General features: G+C 58.0%; 20 protein-coding genes and 1 tRNA gene. 16 read left to right on the forward strand and 5 right to left on the reverse strand.

Annotated features, from left to right (window positions below; translation table 11 throughout):
• Positions 1 to 94: 94 nt before the first annotated feature.
• From ACP3TY_RS23855 to ACP3TY_RS23870, 4 genes are all read right to left on the reverse strand, one after another.
• Complete coding sequence (locus tag ACP3TY_RS23855; RefSeq protein WP_053116588.1) at positions 95 to 355, reverse strand: DUF2164 domain-containing protein; 261 nt, start codon at positions 353 to 355, stop codon at positions 95 to 97.
• Positions 356 to 994 (reverse strand): imidazole glycerol phosphate synthase subunit HisH, encoded by a 639-nt coding sequence (hisH, locus tag ACP3TY_RS23860; protein WP_053116587.1) that lies wholly within the window; start codon positions 992 to 994, stop codon positions 356 to 358. It lies immediately after the preceding gene.
• The gene (gene hisB, locus ACP3TY_RS23865) at positions 994 to 1,587 is read right to left on the reverse strand and encodes an imidazoleglycerol-phosphate dehydratase HisB (protein ID WP_042557195.1); all 594 of its coding nucleotides are present in this window, start codon (positions 1,585 to 1,587) and stop codon (positions 994 to 996) included. Before hisB ends, hisH begins: the two co-directional genes overlap by 1 nt.
• Before the next feature lie 270 nt (positions 1,588 to 1,857).
• Positions 1,858 to 3,522: an OFA family MFS transporter gene (locus ACP3TY_RS23870; protein WP_053116586.1), complete on the reverse strand. Its 1,665-nt coding sequence runs from the start codon at positions 3,520 to 3,522 to the stop codon at positions 1,858 to 1,860.
• Between the two features lie 525 nt (positions 3,523 to 4,047).
• Between ACP3TY_RS23870 and ACP3TY_RS23875 the strand changes: the two genes are divergently transcribed.
• The 14 genes from ACP3TY_RS23875 to vapC all read left to right on the forward strand — a co-directional run bounded on the left by ACP3TY_RS23875 (position 4,048) and on the right by vapC (position 14,442).
• Positions 4,048 to 6,270: an AsmA family protein gene (locus ACP3TY_RS23875; protein WP_426618630.1), complete on the forward strand. Its 2,223-nt coding sequence runs from the start codon at positions 4,048 to 4,050 to the stop codon at positions 6,268 to 6,270.
• Entirely contained in the window at positions 6,267 to 7,334 is a 1,068-nt protein-coding gene (mutY, locus tag ACP3TY_RS23880; RefSeq protein WP_426618631.1) for an A/G-specific adenine glycosylase, read from the forward strand. Before ACP3TY_RS23875 ends, mutY begins: the two co-directional genes overlap by 4 nt.
• The gene (locus ACP3TY_RS23885; protein ID WP_053116583.1) at positions 7,331 to 7,603 is read left to right on the forward strand and encodes an oxidative damage protection protein; all 273 of its coding nucleotides are present in this window, start codon (positions 7,331 to 7,333) and stop codon (positions 7,601 to 7,603) included. The genes mutY and ACP3TY_RS23885 overlap by 4 nt, the downstream gene beginning before the upstream one ends.
• A gap of 103 nt (positions 7,604 to 7,706) precedes the next feature.
• Positions 7,707 to 7,782 (forward strand) — tRNA-Phe (locus ACP3TY_RS23890).
• A 315-nt stretch (positions 7,783 to 8,097) separates the two neighbouring features.
• Entirely contained in the window at positions 8,098 to 8,697 is a 600-nt protein-coding gene (locus tag ACP3TY_RS23895) for a hypothetical protein (protein WP_426618632.1), read from the forward strand.
• A gap of 41 nt (positions 8,698 to 8,738) precedes the next feature.
• Positions 8,739 to 9,176 (forward strand): hypothetical protein, encoded by a 438-nt coding sequence (locus ACP3TY_RS23900; RefSeq protein WP_426618633.1) that lies wholly within the window; start codon positions 8,739 to 8,741, stop codon positions 9,174 to 9,176.
• Positions 9,177 to 9,250: 74 nt separating this feature from the next.
• Positions 9,251 to 10,042 (forward strand): TSUP family transporter, encoded by a 792-nt coding sequence (locus tag ACP3TY_RS23905; protein WP_159815485.1) that lies wholly within the window; start codon positions 9,251 to 9,253, stop codon positions 10,040 to 10,042.
• A 79-nt stretch (positions 10,043 to 10,121) separates the two neighbouring features.
• The gene (locus ACP3TY_RS23910; protein ID WP_426618634.1) at positions 10,122 to 10,463 is read left to right on the forward strand and encodes a hypothetical protein; all 342 of its coding nucleotides are present in this window, start codon (positions 10,122 to 10,124) and stop codon (positions 10,461 to 10,463) included.
• A gap of 175 nt (positions 10,464 to 10,638) precedes the next feature.
• Positions 10,639 to 11,697 carry a PDDEXK nuclease domain-containing protein gene (locus ACP3TY_RS23915; RefSeq protein WP_426618635.1) on the forward strand — a complete coding sequence of 353 codons (1,059 nt, stop codon included), beginning with the start codon at positions 10,639 to 10,641 and terminating at the stop codon, positions 11,695 to 11,697.
• Between the two features lie 68 nt (positions 11,698 to 11,765).
• Positions 11,766 to 12,740 (forward strand): alpha/beta fold hydrolase, encoded by a 975-nt coding sequence (locus tag ACP3TY_RS23920; protein WP_426618636.1) that lies wholly within the window; start codon positions 11,766 to 11,768, stop codon positions 12,738 to 12,740.
• 28 nt (positions 12,741 to 12,768) lie between these two features.
• On the forward strand, positions 12,769 to 13,182 hold the full coding sequence (locus ACP3TY_RS23925; RefSeq protein ID WP_053116577.1) for a hypothetical protein: 414 nt from the start codon (positions 12,769 to 12,771) through the stop codon (positions 13,180 to 13,182).
• A gap of 6 nt (positions 13,183 to 13,188) precedes the next feature.
• Positions 13,189 to 13,641, forward strand: a complete 453-nt coding sequence (locus tag ACP3TY_RS23930; protein WP_008080542.1) for a hypothetical protein — start codon at positions 13,189 to 13,191, stop codon at positions 13,639 to 13,641.
• A gap of 163 nt (positions 13,642 to 13,804) precedes the next feature.
• The gene (gene vapB, locus ACP3TY_RS23935) at positions 13,805 to 14,035 is read left to right on the forward strand and encodes a type II toxin-antitoxin system VapB family antitoxin (RefSeq protein ID WP_426618637.1); all 231 of its coding nucleotides are present in this window, start codon (positions 13,805 to 13,807) and stop codon (positions 14,033 to 14,035) included.
• Entirely contained in the window at positions 14,035 to 14,442 is a 408-nt protein-coding gene (gene vapC, locus ACP3TY_RS23940; RefSeq protein ID WP_150604043.1) for a type II toxin-antitoxin system tRNA(fMet)-specific endonuclease VapC, read from the forward strand. Before vapB ends, vapC begins: the two co-directional genes overlap by 1 nt.
• 70 nt (positions 14,443 to 14,512) lie before the next feature.
• Here the strand turns inward: vapC and gabP are convergent, their stop codons facing one another.
• Positions 14,513 to 15,904, reverse strand: coding sequence for a GABA permease (gabP, locus tag ACP3TY_RS23945; RefSeq protein ID WP_053116576.1), 1,392 nt, complete (start codon positions 15,902 to 15,904; stop codon positions 14,513 to 14,515).
• 554 nt (positions 15,905 to 16,458) lie between these two features.
• Here gabP and ACP3TY_RS23950 point away from each other — a divergent pair.
• Positions 16,459 to 17,232 carry an ABC transporter ATP-binding protein gene (locus ACP3TY_RS23950; RefSeq protein WP_426618638.1) on the forward strand — a complete coding sequence of 258 codons (774 nt, stop codon included), beginning with the start codon at positions 16,459 to 16,461 and terminating at the stop codon, positions 17,230 to 17,232.
• A 13-nt stretch (positions 17,233 to 17,245) separates the two neighbouring features.
• Positions 17,246 to 17,995 (forward strand): ABC transporter substrate-binding protein, encoded by a 750-nt coding sequence (locus tag ACP3TY_RS23955; protein WP_053116574.1) that lies wholly within the window; start codon positions 17,246 to 17,248, stop codon positions 17,993 to 17,995.
• Positions 17,996 to 18,010 lie beyond the last annotated feature (15 nt).

Raw genomic sequence — 18,010 nt, forward strand, 5'->3', positions numbered from 1 at the left:
CCTTCGTCAAAAGAGCGGCAAGCTGCAAGCGACTAGCTGCGAGCATGCGGTGTACCAATTCTTGCAGCCTGAAGCTTGCGGCTTGCAGCTGCTCCTAATTTTTTTCGAGCGCCCACAGGTCGCTTTCGATGCTTTCAAACCGCTCTTTGAGGTGGGTCTGAACATCGAAAATCGCCCTGTTGTAATAGTGCGGAGCAATTTCGCGGGTAAACAGCTCAAGAATTTCCCCTGCTTCGAACGATCCCAGATCGAGTTCGAAACGGTCTTCCATGAACCGCTGAATCTTGCGATTGGCCTCGTTCTCCTGTTCGGGAGTGAGGGTCAGAATCGGCGGTTTGGTTTTCTTGGCGGCCATTTACCAGCGACCGTCCCACGCCGCGAAGTTCTGCAGCAACTGCAGGCCATGGGTATGGCTTTTCTCCGGGTGGAACTGCACGGCGAAGCGCGAACCATCGGCCAGCGCCGCAGCGAAATCGACACCGTAATGACCGCCACCAACCACTTGCCGCGCATTGGCGGCAGCGATGTAGTAGCTGTGCACGAAGTAGAAACGCGCCATGTCCGGAATGTCATGCCACAGCGGGTGGCTGACCTTCTGCTGCACTTCGTTCCAGCCCATGTGCGGGACTTTCAGGTGCTCGCCGTCTTCGTGCAGGTCTTTGCCGAAGAACTTCACTGCGCCCGGAAACAGGCCGATGCAGTCGACGCCATCGTTCTCTTCGCTGCTGTCGAGCAAGGCTTGCATGCCGACACAGATGCCGAGGAACGGACGATCCTGACTGACTTCACGCACCAACGAGTCGAAACCGAGGCGACGGATCTCCGCCATGCAATCGCGAATCGCACCAACACCGGGGAACACCACGCGGTCAGCTTCACGAATCACCGCCGCATCGCTGGTGATCAGCACTTTACCGGCGCCGACGTGCTCGAGGGCCTTGGCCACCGAGTGCAGGTTGCCCATGCCGTAATCGATAACTGCAACCGTCTGCATTACAGAACGCCTTTGGTCGATGGCATTTGCCCGGCCATGCGCTCATCCAGCTCGACGGCCATGCGCAGCGCGCGGCCGAAAGCCTTGAACACGGTTTCGATCTGGTGGTGGGTGTTAGTGCCACGCAGGTTATCGATGTGCATGCTGACCAACGCATGGTTGACGAAGCCCTGGAAGAATTCCTGGAACAGGTCAACGTCGAAACCACCGACGGTGGCGCGGGTGTACGGCACGTGCATCTGCAGGCCTGGACGACCGGAGAAGTCGATGACCACGCGTGACAGCGCTTCATCGAGCGGCACGTAAGCATGACCGTAGCGACGGATGCCTTTTTTATCGCCGATGGCTTTGGCAAATGCCTGGCCGAGGGTGATACCGACGTCTTCCACCGTATGGTGGTCGTCGATATGCAGATCGCCCTTGCATTCAATATCCAGGTCGATCAACCCGTGACGGGCGATCTGATCCAGCATGTGCTCAAGAAAAGGAACACCGATATCGAATCGGGCCTTTCCGGTGCCATCAAGGTTGATCGAGGCTTTGATCTGGGTTTCCAGAGTGTCGCGCTCGACAGAAGCCTTACGTTCGGCCATCACCAGCTCCGCAAAATCATTGGGCGAAAAAGGCAGCCATTATAGGCACGCGGGGCGCAAACAGAAACACGAGAGGTGATATGGCTGACGGATAGAACGCCCGGCTGTCGCGGGTAGACATGTCCATACAAGCCATTAAGGGCAATGATCGCTCCCACGCTCTGCGTGGGAGTGCAGCCCGGGACGCTCTGCGTCCGCTTCGAATGTGACGCAGAGCGTCACGGGAGGCATTCCCACGCAGAGCGTGGGAACGATCAGGTACAGGCGACCTTAGTGAAACAGTACCGCCGTTTTCTGCAGGGTCACCCACACACCCCACGCCAACGGAATACCCACGGCCAACCACGCAGCAATCGCCAGCGGCTTGCTGCCCGGCGCGGCTTTCCACTCCAGAACCGTGCTGGCATCGGCACCTTTGTCGTGACCCAGCGCCTGTTCGGCGGCCAGTTCAGCGTCGGTCATGAAGTACTTGTCGGCCACCGGGCGTACCAGCATGTTGCACAGGAAGCCCAACACCAGCAGGCCGGCGAGGATGTACAAGGTGATGTCGTAAGCGGCAGCGCGTTCAACGCCGATGCTCAGCTGATATTCACGCAGATAGTTCACCAGCACCGGGCCGAGCACACCAGCCGCCGCCCAGGCAGTCAGCAGACGACCGTGGATCGCGCCAACCATTTGCGTACCGAACAGGTCAGCCAGATACGCCGGAACAGTGGCAAAACCACCGCCGTACATCGACAGGATGATGCAGAACGCCGCCACGAACAGCGCAACGTTGCCCAAATGACCCATGTTCGGAATCAGCGCGTACAGGGCAAAACCCAGGGCGAAGAACACGAAGTAGGTGTTTTTGCGGCCCAGGTAGTCCGAGAACGAAGCCCAGAAGAAACGACCACCGATGTTGAACAGGCTCAACAAACCGGTGAAGCCCGCAGCGATCGCAGCGATCGAAGCCAACTGACCGGCATCGAGCTGACCAAACGGCACATCAACGCCCAGCAGCTTGCCGCCGAACACTTCCTGCAACAGTGGCGACGCCATGCCGAGGATGCCGATACCGGCAGAAACGTTCAGGCACAGTACCAGCCAGACCAGACGGAATTGCGGGGTTTTCCACGCCACATTCACGTGTACGTGACGATTGGTGATCATCGCGTTTGCGGCTTTCTTCGCCGGCGCAGTCCAGCCTTCAGGTTTCCAGCCGGTTGGCGGAACGCGGTACGACAGAGCGCCACCGATCATGAACACAAAGTAGATCGCGGCCATGGCCACGAAGCTCTGCCAGACGCCAACGCCTTCAGCCGAGCCGAAGTGGCTCATCAGCGCAGTCGCCAACGGTGCACCGACCATCGCGCCGCCACCGAAGCCCATGATTGCCATGCCGGTCGCCATACCGCGCTTGTCCGGGAACCACTTGATCAGGGTCGAGACCGGCGAGATGTATCCCAGACCGAGACCGATACCGCCGATCACGCCCGAGCCAATCCACATCAGCCAGATCTGGTGGGTATAAATACCCAGCGCCGAAATCAGCAGACCGCCGCACCAGCACAGTGCCGACACCACGCCAGCCTTACGCGGCCCAGCGTGCTCCAGCCAGCCACCCCAGATCGCTGCCGAGCAACCGAGGAAGATGAAGAACAGCGTGTAGATCCAGCCGAGCATGGAGATCGGCCAGTCGCATTGCGAGGAAAATACTTGTGCGATGAAGCTCATGTCCGGCGCGCAAGTCACTGGCGCGGTGACGCCCAGCGCCTTGGACAGCGGCAACCAGAACACCGAGAAACCGTAGGCCATGCCGATGCACAAGTGGATGGCCAACGCGGCCGGTGGAACCAGCCAGCGGTTGAAACCGGGCTTGGCGATGATGCGCTCCTTGGAGAGGAACGCAGGCTGGGCGGCGCTGAGGCCGTCCGCCGTAATGCTCGTGCTCATTGTGTATCCCCCAATTATTAGTATGGTTCGCCAGCCACTGTTCACCCTCGGCCTTATGCACGCAGGCATGACCGTTTTTTGGGTGAAGCTCCTTGAAGGCGCGACGTTAAGTCGCAGAGGGACGGACGAACGGGGCGAAGGTTACCATTTGCAGGTGACAGAAAAACCAAACTGATATCACCTTTTTCATGTCATCTGATCTCTACACCTGTGTTGGAGCTGCCGAAGGCTGCGATCTTTTGATCCTGTTTTTGAAAAACATCAAAAGATCGCAGCGTTCCGCAGCTCCTACACGGGGCAATTTTTGCTGAACGACGGGTGAACCAAGTCCGGAAAATGGCGTCGCAAGCGGGGGCCGAACTGCGCCTGCTGGCACCTACCGGACATCCTGAAGCTCTGGCCATCGCGGCTAAGTTGCACGCGTCATTAGCGGTACTGGCAACATGACGCCACACCGAACCGGGCATTTGCAGCGCTATACTCCCCGGCTAAATTACGAATTCGACTAATTACAAGGACTCGCCCATGAAAGCGTTCGGCAAAATCCTGGGTCTGGTACTTCTCGGGCTGTTGCTGATCATCGTGGCGGCAGGCTTTGCCCTGACCCACCTCTTCGATCCCAACGACTATAAAGACGAGATCCGCCAGATAGCCCGCGACAAGGCCCACATCGAGCTGACGCTCAATGGCGATATCGGCTGGAGCCTGTTCCCGTGGCTCGGTCTGGAATTGCACGAAGCCAGCGTCGCCACCCTGATCAAACCGGCCGAACCGTTCGCCGATTTGCAGATGCTTGGCCTTTCCGTGCGTGTGCTGCCGCTGCTGCGCCGTGAAGTGCAGATGAGCGACGTGCGCGTCGAAGGCCTGAACCTGCGCCTGAACCGCGACAAGGACGGTCATGGCAACTGGGAAGACATTGGCAAGCTGCCGCAGCCTGCCGGTGCAACGCCGCCTGTCGCAGCCAATCAACCGGCCAGCGAAACCCCGCCAGCAGCGGAAAAACCACCGCAACCAATCCGCCTCGACATCGACAGCCTGACCGTCAACAACGCCCGCGTTGAATACAACGACGAGAAGACCGGCAAGCAGTTCAGCGCCGAAAGCATCCAGTTGAGCACCGGCGCGGTTCACGATTCGACCAATATTCCGTTGAAGGCCACCGCTTTCCTCAGCACCAATCAGCCGATGCTGCGGGTGCGCACCGAGCTGAACGGCGAATTGCGCATCGAGCGCGCGCTGCAACGCTACAGGTTCGAAGACATGAAATTGTCCGGCGAACTGACTGGCGATCCGCTGCAAGGCAAAGCCATGACCTTCTCGGCTCAAGGCCAGGTTTCGCTGGATAAAGCCGCGAACGTCGCCGAATGGACGGGGATCAAGATCTCCGCTAACCAATTGCGCGCTTTGGGCGAACTGAAAGCCAACGATCTCGACAAAACCCCGCAGATCACTGGCGGCCTCTCCATCGCTCAATTCGATCTGGCGAAATTCGTCGACAGCATCGGCCAGACACTTCCGGCGATGGCCGCCGGCAGCCTGAGCAAAGTCGAACTGGTCAGCCGCATTGCCGCCACGCCAACCAGCGTCGCGTTCGACAACATCAACCTGAAAGTCGACGACAGCAGTTTCAGCGGCCGCATCGCCGTCGAGGATTTCGCCAAGCAATCGCTGCGCGCGATCCTCAAGGCTGACACCTTCAACGTCGACCGCTACCTGCCGCCGAAATCGGAAAAAGCTGCGAACGCCACGCAAGTGCGTCAGGCCGAAGTCGCCAGCACCGAAGCCGATGCCATGGCCGGCGCCGGCAGTACGCCGCTGCCGGACAAGCCGACCAAAACCGCGTGGAGCACCGATCGCCTGCTGCCGGTGGAACGTCTGGCCAAGCTCGATGTGGACGCCGATCTGACTTTCGGCCAACTGACCCTCGACAAATTGCCGATCCAGAACGCCGCACTGAAAGCCACCGGCCAGGGCGGCCTGCTGACCCTGACCAACCTGAGCGGCGACTTGTACAACGGCAACTTCGCCGCCAATGGCACCCTTGATGTCCGCCAAACCGCGCCCGTGCTGAATTTGCAGACCAAGCTCAATCGCGTGCCGGTCGATAAAATCCTCGAAAGCCAAGGCAAGAATCCGCCGGTGAAAGGTCTGGTGACGCTCACCAGTAACGTCACCGGCAACGGCAACAGCCAGCAAGCGCTGATCGAAAGCCTCAATGGCAACGCCAGTTTCGTGATCAATAACGGCGTGCTGCTCAACGCCAACCTTGAACAGCAATTGTGCAAAGGCATCGCCACACTCAACCGCAAAACCCTCAGCGGCGAGCCACGCGGCAAAGACACGCCGTTCCAGGAACTCAAGGGCAACCTGACCTTCCGCAACGGCATCGCCAGCAACCCCGATCTGAAAGTGCGCATCCCCGGCATGACCGTCAACGGTGACGGCGACATCGATTTGCGCGTGCTCGGCATGGACTATCGCGTCGGCATCATCGTCGAAGGCGACACCAGTGCGATGCCGGATCCGGCCTGTCAGGTCGGCGAAAAATTCGTCGGCATCGAGTGGCCGCTGCGCTGCCGTGGCCCGCTGGAGCTGGGCGCGAAAGCCTGCCGCGTCGACAACGATCGACTCGGTCAGGTCGCGACCAAACTGGCTGGCGACAAGCTCAGCGACAAGATCGACGAGAAACTCGGTGACAAGGTCAGCCCGGAATTGAAAAACGCACTGAAGGGGCTGTTCAAGCGATGAGAGCGGAGCAGTTTTCCACGGCGGTGCTGGATTGGTTCGACCGCCACGGCCGCCACGATTTGCCTTGGCAGCAAGACATCAATCCGTATCGGGTGTGGGTGTCGGAGATCATGTTGCAGCAGACTCAGGTCAGCACCGTGCTCAATTACTTCGACCGTTTTATGGCTGCGCTGCCGACGGTCGAAGCGCTGGCCGAAGCGCCGGAAGACGAGGTGCTGCACTTGTGGACTGGCCTGGGTTACTACACCCGCGCGCGCAATTTGCAGAAGACCGCGAAGATCGTCGTCAGCCAGTACGGTGGCGAGTTTCCGCGCGACGTCGAAAAGCTTACGGATTTGCCGGGTATCGGCCTGTCCACTGCTGGCGCCATCGCGAGCATCAGCATGGGCCTGCGCGCGCCGATCCTCGATGGCAACGTCAAACGCGTGCTGGCGCGCTTTACTGCGCAAGAGGGTTATCCCGGCGAGCCGAAGGTGGCCAAACAGCTCTGGGCCAACGCTGAGCGCTTTACGCCGCACGATCGGGTCAACGCCTACACCCAGGCGATGATGGATCTCGGCGCCACGCTCTGCACGCGCAGCAAGCCGAGTTGCCTGCTGTGTCCGCTGGAGCGTGGTTGTGAAGCGCACATGCTCGGCCTCGAAACCCGCTACCCGATTCCCAAGCCGCGCAAAGCCATCCCGCAAAAGCGCACGCTGATGCCGATGCTGGCCAATTGCGACGGCGCGATTCTGCTTTACCGTCGCCCCTCCAGCGGTTTGTGGGGCGGTTTGTGGAGCCTGCCGGAACTCGACGACCTCGACGACCTGCAGCACCTCGCCGACCAGCACGCACTGACCATGGGCGAACAGCAGGCGCTGCCGAGCCTTGTCCACACGTTCAGCCATTTCCAGCTGTCCATCGAACCCTGGCTGGTTCAGGTACAGGAGGCCGCCCATCACGTGGCCGAGGCCGACTGGCTCTGGTATAACCTCGCCACCCCGCCGCGCCTGGGCCTCGCCGCCCCGGTCAAAACCTTGCTCGAACGCGCGGCCGCCGTCTTGAATGCAGGAGAGTCGCCATGACCCGCACCGTAATGTGCCGCAAGTACAAAGAAGAACTGCCCGCCCTGGAACGCGCCCCTTTCCCGGGCGCTAAAGGTCAGGATATTTTTGACCACGTCTCGGCCAAGGCCTGGGCCGACTGGCAGAAACACCAGACCCTGCTGATCAATGAAAAGCGTTTGAACATGATGAATGCCGAAGACCGCAAATATCTTCAGGGCGAAATGGACAAGTACTTCTCCGGCGAGGAATACGCTCAAGCCGAAGGCTACGTTCCACCTGCAGAGTAAACCCCGGAAATCGGGGGTCGGATCGTAAGCGACGGAATTAATTTAAGAAATTTTAAAAAAGTCGTTGACGTAAATCCGAAAAACCCTTTTAATGCGCCCCGTTGCCCAGATAGCTCAGTCGGTAGAGCAGGGGATTGAAAATCCCCGTGTCGGCGGTTCGATTCCGTCTCTGGGCACCAAATACCGAAAACCCTGAATCGCAAGATTCAGGGTTTTTTTATGTCTGCGATTTGGTAAGGCACGGTTACATATCGACGGAATCGCCGGACAACGTTTCCCTCCCCCTCTATCTACCCCTCCCAACAAGCATCAGATCGCGATCAGACGAATAAGCCTACAAGGCCCGGAGTCGCACATCCCTGAAGTCTCTCAAACCTGTCGGAACGCTCCGTAGGCAATAGCGGAAATGGACGACATACGCGCTCTCTCAACTTAGGCAGAATAAGACGAAGAGCTGGAAGCTCGACAGCAGATTCACAACAGGGATGTAGCCAATGACTCACGCCACCAAACCAGACGTCGCAAATGCTGGGGGCCTTAAAGAACAAGAAATCAGAACCTTCAAATTTGACCTTCGACAATCAGAGTCGCTTCAAAAATTCACCGAAGTATTGGCAAGCCGCGGCGGACCGCAGGCGTCTGAAGCCCAGTCCATAACCACCAAGGCATACGCTGAACTCATGTCTGCATTTTCGGAGCAACAACGCACATTGCTGACTGCCTACTCCGATTGCTTGTTGTCCGTCTTGATTTTTGAAGGACTAAAAAAAATCACTGATTGCGATCCTCCCGATGAATTGCCCGACGTGGCTTCCTTGGAAAACAGGTTCGACGTGCTCTGCCTGGCCGCTCGCAACCAAATATTACTGAGCCTTGTTGATAATCGTGCATTCGCTTATGACATGGATAACGACGGCAAATTGGTTCGTCTGGTTGCCAACTTCAAGGGCGGGGGACTTACCAAGATCAAAGCTGAGCCGAAATCCAATGAGCTGAGCTCACATTCGGGCCTGGCGCTTGGCCCACATACCGAAGCACCTTACTGGTGCGCTGTTAAGGTAAAGGACAGCCATTCCCCCTCCCATCGTCGTTGATACTTTCCGCGTTATGGAATCCCGGCCGTGAACCAACACGCGTGATACCGCTCCCTCCAATTCTCGAAAAGATCGGCGCCGTCCATTGCCTTGCCCTCACCAGCGACAATTTTGAGTTCACCCGCAGTGACTCCTTTGTAAGTGGTAAAGGAGAAGCCGGACGCGGCGTTTCGATTTTGGAATTCGACGAAAACACTGGATTCGCTGCCCGATTCAATTCCTATCGTTTCTCGGTCAGTAGCAATGCATCGACCTTCGTTAGCAAGGCTTACTCCGCTCTATGCGAGTGCGTAGATAAAGCGATTCCAGCGGATTATTCGCTGACGCAGGAATCGGCCATGGTGATCAACAACACGCGAGCCCTCCACTGCCGGGATGTCATCAAAGACAACAGAAGGGTCCTGGTGCGAATTTTTGGACTGTCCAGATTTGCCTCACCAATCGTCATTTCAGAGAACCCGTTACTGCTACAAGGTTGAATTCCTTGCGCTTATCAGCCTGCTGAACACCTCGCCAGTTAATGGCCGACAAACAACCATAAAGAGGGAACACAATGTCTTGGGACATCATCGGCATGCTCGCGCTCGTCGCGTTCTGCGCCGGTTTTTTTGATGCGATCGCTGGGGGCGGCGGTTTGATCACCCTGCCGGCTTTATTTCTGGCGGGGGTGGATCCGATCAGCGCCATTGCCACGAACAAGTTTCAGGCGGCATCAGCCACGATCTCGGCCACGGCAACCTTTGCCCGCAACGGCTTGATCGAATGGCGGGAAGGTCGCTATCTGATGATCTGTGGCTTCATTGGCGGCGCCAGCGGTGCGCTGCTGGTCAGCTCAATCGACAAGCGCTACCTCGAAGCCTGCGTGCCGATCATGTTGATTCTGGTGGCCATCTATTTTGCGCTGTCGCCAAAACTGGCGAATGAAGATCGACGCAAGCGAATAGGAATTCTGCTGTTTTCATTTACCGTTGCGCCCATCCTGGGCTTTTACGACGGTATATTCGGGCCGGGCGTGGGTTCTTTCTTTATCGTAGGATTTGTCCTTCTGTGCGGCTTGGGCATGATGCGCGCCATGAGTTTTACCAAGCTCGCCAACGCATCCTGCAATCTGGGTTCGCTGGCGGTGTTCATCACCAAAGGCGTGATCATCTGGCCAGTCGCAATTGCCATGGCACTGGCGGCGTTTTTCGGCGCTCAGTTAGGCGCGCGTGCCGCTGTTCGAGTCGGGCCGCGACTGATTAAACCGATGCTGATCGTGGTTTGCTGCGCCTTGGCCATCAAACTGCTGAGTGTTGAAAGCAACCCATTGCGCGTTGTGCTCTCGCAGGCAGTGGCCTCGTTTTGAGCAGCATCACGCCGCAACCATGAAAACCCGCGATCCCATCCTCAGAGATCCGCCCTTACGGAAGAGGGTCATCCCCGCGATGAACCAGAAACGCACTCGCATCCCCCTGCCCCATCCGCCGCCACCTCGGGAAAGCCTGGTGTCGAGAGGACTGGCGATCATGATCAGCGTGTTTCTGATCAGCACCGGCGCGCTGCTGTGCTACTCGGTCATCGACGGCTTGATTCACGACACCATCACCACCGCCACTCGCGGCGGGCCGGCCAAGGTCTACACCCTTGCCGGGCAACCGGGCGCGTACTGGTTTCATATCGTTTTTGAAGGATTTTTTGGCGGATTGCTGCTGGTCGCAGGGGTGGCGTGGCATCAACTGACGCGTATCGGCAGACCCGCGAGCAGGGCCCGGCGTAAATACCGCTAGCACTTGGCGCTCGTAAGACATGGACTACAGACCCTGCCCGCCAACGTCCTTTTCCTCGGCAGTGTCCTGCATGACCAATCGCCTCTTCCTGCGGATTTCACCGTCTCTCCCGACATACTCAAACGGCGACGCCGGGCATGCTTTTGCGCCTGTTCACAACGACGCGGAAGACCCGATGAGCCAGTTAAAACCTGCTGACACGCAAGACCCGAAAATCGATTCATTGCTGGGGGAGCTTGGCGAGTTGATTCGTCAGGCACGGCAAAAAGTGCTGCGAGCGGTTGATACGATTCAAGTGCAGACCTGCTGGCAGATCGGCCGGCATATCGTCGAGTTTGAGCAACAGGGCGCCCAGCGTGCGGGCTATGGCAAGCAGTTGCTTGCCTTGCTGGCGAAGGATCTGACGGCGCAGTTTGGTAAAGGGTTTGATGAACGTAATCTGCGATACATGCGCAGCTTTTATCAGCTGTTTCCAATTTGGAACGCAGTGCGTTCCGAATTGAGCTGGACTCACTACCGTAGGCTGTTGGGAGTAACCAATGAAAAAGCGCGGCATTGGTACATGGACGAGTGCGCCAACCTGAACTGGTCAAGCCGCGCCCTCGATCGCCAGATTCTCACCCTCTACTACGAGCGGCTCCTCAGGAGTAGAGACAAAGCCGACGTGATCGAAGAAGCCACCACCAACATCGAAGCGATGAAATGCAATCCGCGTGAGTTCATTCGCGATCCGGTCATGCTCGAGTTTCTCGGCCTGCCGTCAGCCGGCAAGGTCAGGGAAAGCAGTCTCGAACAAGCCCTCATCGATCACCTGCAGGGCTTTCTGCTCGAACTGGGCAAAGGCTTTTCCTTCGTTGCTCGCCAGCAACGCATCAGTACCGACGGCGTCGATCTGTACATCGATCTGGTGTTCTACAACTACCTGCTCAAATGCTTTGTGATCATCGATCTCAAACGCGGCAAGCTCAGCGCCCGCGATGTCGGGCAAATGGACATGTATGTGCGCATGTACGACGAGCTGATGCGCAGCGAGGGCGACAAGCCGACAGTCGGGATAATTTTGTCTGCCGAAAGCAACGATTCGGTGGCGCGTTATTCAATGCTCAAAGGCAACGAGCAACTGTTCGCCAGCAGTTACAAAACGATATTGCCGAGTGAAGAAGAGTTGCGCGCTGAACTCAATCGCGAACAGGCCTTGATCGAAGAACGCATGCTGACTCAATCCACTGAATAAACCCTACGGATTGTTCCCGGGCGGCGCGGAGACTATCGTTGGCAGCTTACCCGCCAAGGTCGAGAGTCATGAGCTGTCAGGACATGCCCGCAACGCAGGATGTGCAGTCAAGGTCGCCGATTTTGAATACTGCTCAAGGCGAGCCTTTCAAAGAATCGGCCGCCGACGGGTACGTGCTGGGCGGTTTCACCTGGCGTCACACATCCCCCGATGCCCAGCGCCCGGTGGTCATCATCAACGCCGCCACTTCCGTGCGCTGCCGCCACTACTCGCGATTCGCCGCCTATCTGTTCGCCAATGGCTTCGACGTCATTACCTACGACTACCGCGGCATCGGCGAATCGCGACAGGCTTCGATCAAAGGCCTGAACGCCTCGTGGACTGACTGGGGCGCGCTGGATTTCGAAGCGATGCTCAAGCGTGCGCAACGTGAGTTTCCCGGTCAGCCGATCGATGTGGTCGGCCACAGTTTTGGCGGTTGCGCGGCGGGGTTGGCTGAATCCGGGCGAGTTATCCGACGGTTGGTCACTGTCGGCGCGCAGTTCGCCTACTGGCGAGATTACGCACCCGAGCATCGCTGGCGCATGTTCGGCAAATGGCATCTGCTGATGCCATTGATAACGCTGTTCTGCGGCTACTTCCCCGGCAAACGCCTCGGCTGGCTGGAGGACACGCCGACAGGCGTTGTACACGACTGGAGCACGCCTGCCCCGCGTTTTGAAGAGCGCCCAAGCGGTCGCGCACTGATGGAAAAAACCGGCACCCTGCCCTTCGCCAATGTCCGCGCGCAGACGCTGGCCATCAGCATCAGCGACGATCCCTACGGCACGATTGCGGCCATCGAACGCCTGCTCGGCTACTTCAGCAACGCTTCAAAAACCCACCTGCGCATCGAGCCGCAAGACATCGGCGAACAACAAGTCGGACATTTCGCCTTTTTTCGCAGCGCATACCAAGCCACACTATGGCCCATCGCTCTGACCTGGCTGCAAACCGGCGCACTGGCCCCCGACACACCGGGGCGGCAAGTCCCGCGCAGCTGAGCCCTCTCAACGCACGACGGAACACATCATGGCCTCCGCCAACAAGCAGCAAAAACGCGCCACCCGGGCCAAAGCCAAGGCCAAGCAGAACCGCACCAAACGCGCTGAAGCGCCGGTTGAGCTGGATCCGAACGACGACCGCATCGACTTCGAATCGGTGGATCTGACCGAGCTGTTCAAGAAAATGATCGACGCAGAGAAGATCAGCCAGCAAGCCCTGTGCACCGCGTTCCTCGAAGACCCGCTGCTGGAGCTGGTTTATGAGCAGGAAGGCGAAGAAGGCGCGATGGACTTCATCCTCGCCGCGCTGATCGAGTATCGCCAGTGGTCGCAGGAAACCGACGAGGCCGGCGCGCTGGCATGGATCGAATCACCGGCCTTCCAGGCCGACTATGTGGCGGCGTCCGACGCGATCGCCGCAAACACCCAACAGAAGAACTGAGCTCCCATGGCATCCCTGAACAAGCAACAGAAACGCGCCAAACGCGCCAAGGCCAAAGCCAAGCAAATCCGTATGGTCGGCCGCAAGCCGCTGGAGCAGGACGAAGACCTCGACCACCTCGCCGAGCCGGTGCCGGAATACGTCCTGGCGATGTTCAGCAAAATGCGCGACGCCGAAGCCATCAGCCGCAACGAAATGCTGCTGACCCTGCTGCGCGAACTGGCGTTCGTCATCGTTGATCATCCTGAACTGCTGGACATGGAAAACGCCGACAACGAAGGCATGGCCGCCACTCACCTGGCCGCCGACATGCTGATCGACTACCGCATGTGGGCCGAAGGCGTAACGATCGAAGAAGCCCAGGCCTGGCTGAGCGAGCCACAGTTCATCACCGATTTCGGGGTTGCGCTGGATGCTTATGGCAAGTCGGTGGAAGCACAGGAAGACAAGAGCGAATAAACATCGCTCAAAAACAAAAACGGCCGCTAGTCATCACTGACAGCGGCCGTTTTTGTTTGGATGGTTTGGTCACCCTCTGTCCGATGACAGCGTATATCCCGTTGACATATCCCAAGCACGACCTATCCTGAGCCCATCACAGATCAGATCCGGGAGGTCAAATATGGAACAGACCACAATTTTCATGAGCAATAGAAGTCAGGCAGTTCGACTGCCAAAGGCAGTTGCGATGCCCGGCGACGTTAAACGAGTGGAAGTCATTGCGATTGGCAGAACACGCGTCATTACGCCTGCTGGCGAAAGCTGGGATAGCTGGTTCGATGGCGACAGCGTCACCGCTGATTTCATGGCTGACCGTGAGCAACCTGCCGATCAGGAGCGCGAGTCGTTCTGATGATCAAATACATGCTGGATACCAACATCTGCATCTTCACTATCAAGAACAAACCACAAATTGTCCGGGAAGCTTTCAATCGACATTCTGGGCAGTTGTGCATCAGCGCTATCACGCTCATGGAGCTCATTTATGGAGCTGAGAAGTCAGCGGCCCCAGAAAAAAATCTGGCAATTGTCGAAGGATTCGTTGCGCGATTGGAAGTCTTGCCTTTCGACAATGACGCCGCAGCACAGACAGGGATGATTCGATCTGAGCTGGCGAAAGCCGGAACACCGATTGGGCCGTACGACCAAATGATCGCAGGCCACGCGCGGTCACTTGGACTTATCGTAGTCACGAACAATGTACGGGAATTTGAACGTGTTTCCGGATTGCGTATTGAGGATTGGGTTCATCCCGACTGAGCAACGCGCACAAACAAAAACGGCCGCTCGTCATCACTGACAGCGGCCGTTTTGCATTACGCGTTACGGATCAGTTCAACACCACCGCGCCACGTTTTTCCAGCTTGCGACGGCGTGCCACCAACAAACCGGCAGCCACCACCATCAAACTCAGCAAACCAGTCGCGAGGATCTCCACGCGATGCGCTTCCTGGAACAGCATGATCGTCAGGGCCGCGACGATGAAGATGATCACCGCGTAGGTCAGGCCCGGGAACAGCCACATGCTGAAGACGATTTTCTCGCCGCGTGCCATGCGCTGCTTGCGCATACGCAGTTGCGAGAAGGCGATTACCAAGTACACCAGCAGGGCGATGGCGCCGGAGCTGGCCAAGAGGAATTCGAACACCGCTGCCGGGGCCACGTAGTTGGCGAACGTGCAGAGGAACGCTGCGCCAGTCGACAACATCACCGCCCAGTAAGGCGTGCCGCTTTTGTTGGTGCGGGTCGACATGGCCGGGGCATCGCCACGCTTGCCGAGGGAGAAGAGCATGCGCGACGAGGTGTACAGCGCCGAGTTCAGGCAGCTGGTCACCGCGACCAGAACGACGATGTCGACGATCATTTTCGCGTTAGGAATGCCCATGCGCTCAAGCACGGTCTGGTAGGAACCGAGGTTGGCCAGCGTAGGATCGTTCCACGGCACCAAGGCCACAACGATGAAGATCGACACGAGATAGAACAAGCCGATCCGCCAGATCACCGAGTTGGTGGCCTTGGAGATTTGCTTGCCCGGGTTCTTCGATTCCGCGGCCGCGATGGTCACGATTTCGGTACCCATGAAGGAGAACATGGTGGTCAGGATTGCACCCAGCACCGCGCCCATGCCGTTTGGCAGGAAGCCGCCGCTGTCGAACAGGTGCGACACACCGCTGACCTGGCTGTTCGGCAGAAAGCCGAAAATGGCCGCAAGACCAAGGCCGATAAAGCCAATGATCGCCAGCACTTTGATCAGGGCGAACCAGAATTCGAATTCGCCGTAATTCTTCACGCTGAACAGGTTGGTGACCGTGAGCAACATGGTGATGATCAGCGCGAAAGCCCAAATGCCTACGCCCGGGAACCAAGCGTGGAGGATGGTCGCGGCGGCGTTGGCTTCCAGCGGAATCACCAATACCCAGAACCACCAGTACAACCAGCCGATGGTGAAACCGGCCCAGTGCCCGATGGCACGGTCGGCGTAAGTCGAGAACGAACCGGTGTCCGGCGAGGCAACAGCCATTTCGCCGAGCATGCGCATCACTAACACCACCAGGGTACCGGCGGCGGCGTAAGCCAGCAGCACGGCAGGGCCGGCGGCAGCGATGGCGTGGCCGGAGCCAACGAACAGACCGGCGCCGATCACACCGGCGATCGACAACATGGTCACATGACGCGGTTTGAGCCCTTGTTCAAGGCCATTGGAGCTTGGGGTACTGCTCATCGAAACTACCTTTGCGAGGAAAGCGATTCAGTCCGTCCTGTCTGGTGTGTTCTTTCTCGTAAAAAGAAACCAACAGGGCGTTCCGGATTCTGCACGCAATAAATGCGCCAAAATGTTTCAAAGTCTTCTGGATCGCGGCTTTGCGTGCGACCGGACGGTCATCGCAAGTCCTTGAGATTAATGGCTATTCGCCAGAACGTTACCCTGCGACTCACTTTCAAGACAAATCAGCGCACCAGAAACACACTGAAAAAGTGTGGGATGCACAATAAAAGAGCGAAACCTGTACGTTCGGCCGGATAGCGCTTCCAACACCCCGCCAAAGCTGGCAACATCGCGCCTTTTTTTACGCGACACCCACGGGTTTGCACGATCAAACACCCGTTCGGTTGTTGATGGGGCGACAGTCTGCTGTGCCGATGCGACAACCTGCCACATGCCACCCGTTAACCGCTCGTAGCGCTGTTGGCTGCCATTGAAACGCTATGCTAGCTTGGCCGCCTCGCCAGGAAGGCCACCCAACAGCTGGAGCGCAACATATATGAGGAACGCACATGGCTGAGGCCACGCCCGCGCTTGAAATCCGCAACCTGCACAAACGCTACGGACAGCTTGAGGTGCTCAAAGGCATCTCGCTGACCGCCCGCGACGGCGATGTGATCTCGATCCTCGGTTCCTCCGGTTCCGGCAAGTCCACGTTCCTGCGTTGCATCAACCTGCTGGAAAACCCGCACCAGGGCCAGATTCTGGTGGCCGGTGAAGAACTCAAGCTCAAGGCCGCCAAGAATGGCGAACTGGTTGCCGCCGACGGCAAACAGATCAACCGCCTGCGCTCCGAGATTGGTTTTGTGTTTCAAAACTTTAATCTGTGGCCGCACATGAGCATCCTCGACAACATCATCGAGGCCCCGCGTCGCGTGCTCGGCCAGGGCAAAGCCGAAGCCATCGACGTCGCCGAAGCGCTGCTGGCCAAGGTCGGCATCTCCGACAAGCGCCACGCGTACCCGGCGCAATTGTCCGGCGGTCAGCAACAACGCGCGGCGATTGCCCGCACGCTGGCGATGCAACCGAAGGTGATCCTGTTCGACGAGCCCACCTCGGCGCTTGACCCGGAAATGGTTCAGGAAGTACTTAGTGTCATCCGCGCATTGGCCGAAGAAGGCCGCACCATGCTGCTCGTGACCCACGAAATGGGCTTCGCCCGTCAGGTCTCCAGCGAAGTGGTGTTCCTTCACCAAGGCCTTATAGAAGAGCAAGGATCGCCACAGCAGGTGTTCGAAAACCCGCTTTCGGCGCGCTGCAAACAATTCATGTCCAGCAACCGCTAACGGAGCAACATGCATGCAGAACTATAAAAAGGTCTTCCTGGCCGCCGCCGTCACCCTTGCGTTCAGCGCCGGTGCCATGGCTGAAACCCTGAAGATGGGCATCGAAGCGGCATACCCGCCGTTCAACAACAAAGACGCCAGCGGCAACGTAGTCGGCTTCGACAAAGACATCGGCGACGCCCTGTGCGCGAAGATGAAAGTCGAGTGCAGCGTGGTCACGTCCGACTGGGACGGCATCATTCCGGCCCTGAACGCGAAGAAGTTCGACTTCCTGATCTCCTCGCTGTCGATCACCGAAGAGCGCAAAGGCGCGGTCGATTTCACCGACCCGTACTACTCGAACAAGCTGCAGTTCATCGCACCGAAAAACGTCGACTTCAAAACCGACAAGGACTCGCTGAAAGGCAAGACCATCGGTACTCAGCGTGCAACCCTGGCCGGTACCTGGCTGGAAGACACCTACGCTGATGACATCAAAGTCAGCCTCTACGACACCCAGGAAAACGCCTACCTCGACCTGACCTCCGGTCGTGTCGACGCGATCCTCGCCGACAAGTACGCCAACTATGACTGGCTGAAAAGCGACGCGGGCAAGAACTACGAGTTCAAAGGTGACCCGGTCGTAGAAAGCGACAAGATCGGCATCGCTGTACGTAAAGGCGATCCACTGCGTGAGAAGTTGAACGCTGCCCTGAAGGAAATCGTCGCCGACGGTACCTACAAGAAGATCAACGACAAGTACTTCCCGTTCAGCATCTACTGATCCTGACCTGTGGGA

It is taken from the genome of Pseudomonas rustica (assembly GCF_049959085.1).
Lineage (GTDB): Bacteria > Pseudomonadota > Gammaproteobacteria > Pseudomonadales > Pseudomonadaceae > Aquipseudomonas > Aquipseudomonas rustica.

What these genes read in the sequence shown, in the direction of transcription:
- ACP3TY_RS23855 (WP_053116588.1), bottom strand. Translation starts at nt 355, where the DNA reads ATGGCCGCCAAGAAAACCAAACCGCCGATTCTGACCCTCACTCCCGAA.
- hisH (WP_053116587.1), bottom strand. Translation starts at nt 994, where the DNA reads ATGCAGACGGTTGCAGTTATCGATTACGGCATGGGCAACCTGCACTCG.
- hisB (WP_042557195.1), bottom strand. Translation starts at nt 1,587, where the DNA reads ATGGCCGAACGTAAGGCTTCTGTCGAGCGCGACACTCTGGAAACCCAG.
- ACP3TY_RS23870 (WP_053116586.1), bottom strand. Translation starts at nt 3,522, where the DNA reads ATGAGCACGAGCATTACGGCGGACGGCCTCAGCGCCGCCCAGCCTGCG.
- ACP3TY_RS23875 (WP_426618630.1), top strand. Translation starts at nt 4,048, where the DNA reads ATGAAAGCGTTCGGCAAAATCCTGGGTCTGGTACTTCTCGGGCTGTTG.
- mutY (WP_426618631.1), top strand. Translation starts at nt 6,267, where the DNA reads ATGAGAGCGGAGCAGTTTTCCACGGCGGTGCTGGATTGGTTCGACCGC.
- ACP3TY_RS23885 (WP_053116583.1), top strand. Translation starts at nt 7,331, where the DNA reads ATGACCCGCACCGTAATGTGCCGCAAGTACAAAGAAGAACTGCCCGCC.
- ACP3TY_RS23895 (WP_426618632.1), top strand. Translation starts at nt 8,098, where the DNA reads ATGACTCACGCCACCAAACCAGACGTCGCAAATGCTGGGGGCCTTAAA.
- ACP3TY_RS23905 (WP_159815485.1), top strand. Translation starts at nt 9,251, where the DNA reads ATGTCTTGGGACATCATCGGCATGCTCGCGCTCGTCGCGTTCTGCGCC.
- ACP3TY_RS23910 (WP_426618634.1), top strand. Translation starts at nt 10,122, where the DNA reads ATGAACCAGAAACGCACTCGCATCCCCCTGCCCCATCCGCCGCCACCT.
- ACP3TY_RS23915 (WP_426618635.1), top strand. Translation starts at nt 10,639, where the DNA reads ATGAGCCAGTTAAAACCTGCTGACACGCAAGACCCGAAAATCGATTCA.
- ACP3TY_RS23920 (WP_426618636.1), top strand. Translation starts at nt 11,766, where the DNA reads ATGAGCTGTCAGGACATGCCCGCAACGCAGGATGTGCAGTCAAGGTCG.
- ACP3TY_RS23925 (WP_053116577.1), top strand. Translation starts at nt 12,769, where the DNA reads ATGGCCTCCGCCAACAAGCAGCAAAAACGCGCCACCCGGGCCAAAGCC.
- ACP3TY_RS23930 (WP_008080542.1), top strand. Translation starts at nt 13,189, where the DNA reads ATGGCATCCCTGAACAAGCAACAGAAACGCGCCAAACGCGCCAAGGCC.
- vapB (WP_426618637.1), top strand. Translation starts at nt 13,805, where the DNA reads ATGGAACAGACCACAATTTTCATGAGCAATAGAAGTCAGGCAGTTCGA.
- vapC (WP_150604043.1), top strand. Translation starts at nt 14,035, where the DNA reads ATGATCAAATACATGCTGGATACCAACATCTGCATCTTCACTATCAAG.
- gabP (WP_053116576.1), bottom strand. Translation starts at nt 15,904, where the DNA reads ATGAGCAGTACCCCAAGCTCCAATGGCCTTGAACAAGGGCTCAAACCG.
- ACP3TY_RS23950 (WP_426618638.1), top strand. Translation starts at nt 16,459, where the DNA reads ATGGCTGAGGCCACGCCCGCGCTTGAAATCCGCAACCTGCACAAACGC.
- ACP3TY_RS23955 (WP_053116574.1), top strand. Translation starts at nt 17,246, where the DNA reads ATGCAGAACTATAAAAAGGTCTTCCTGGCCGCCGCCGTCACCCTTGCG.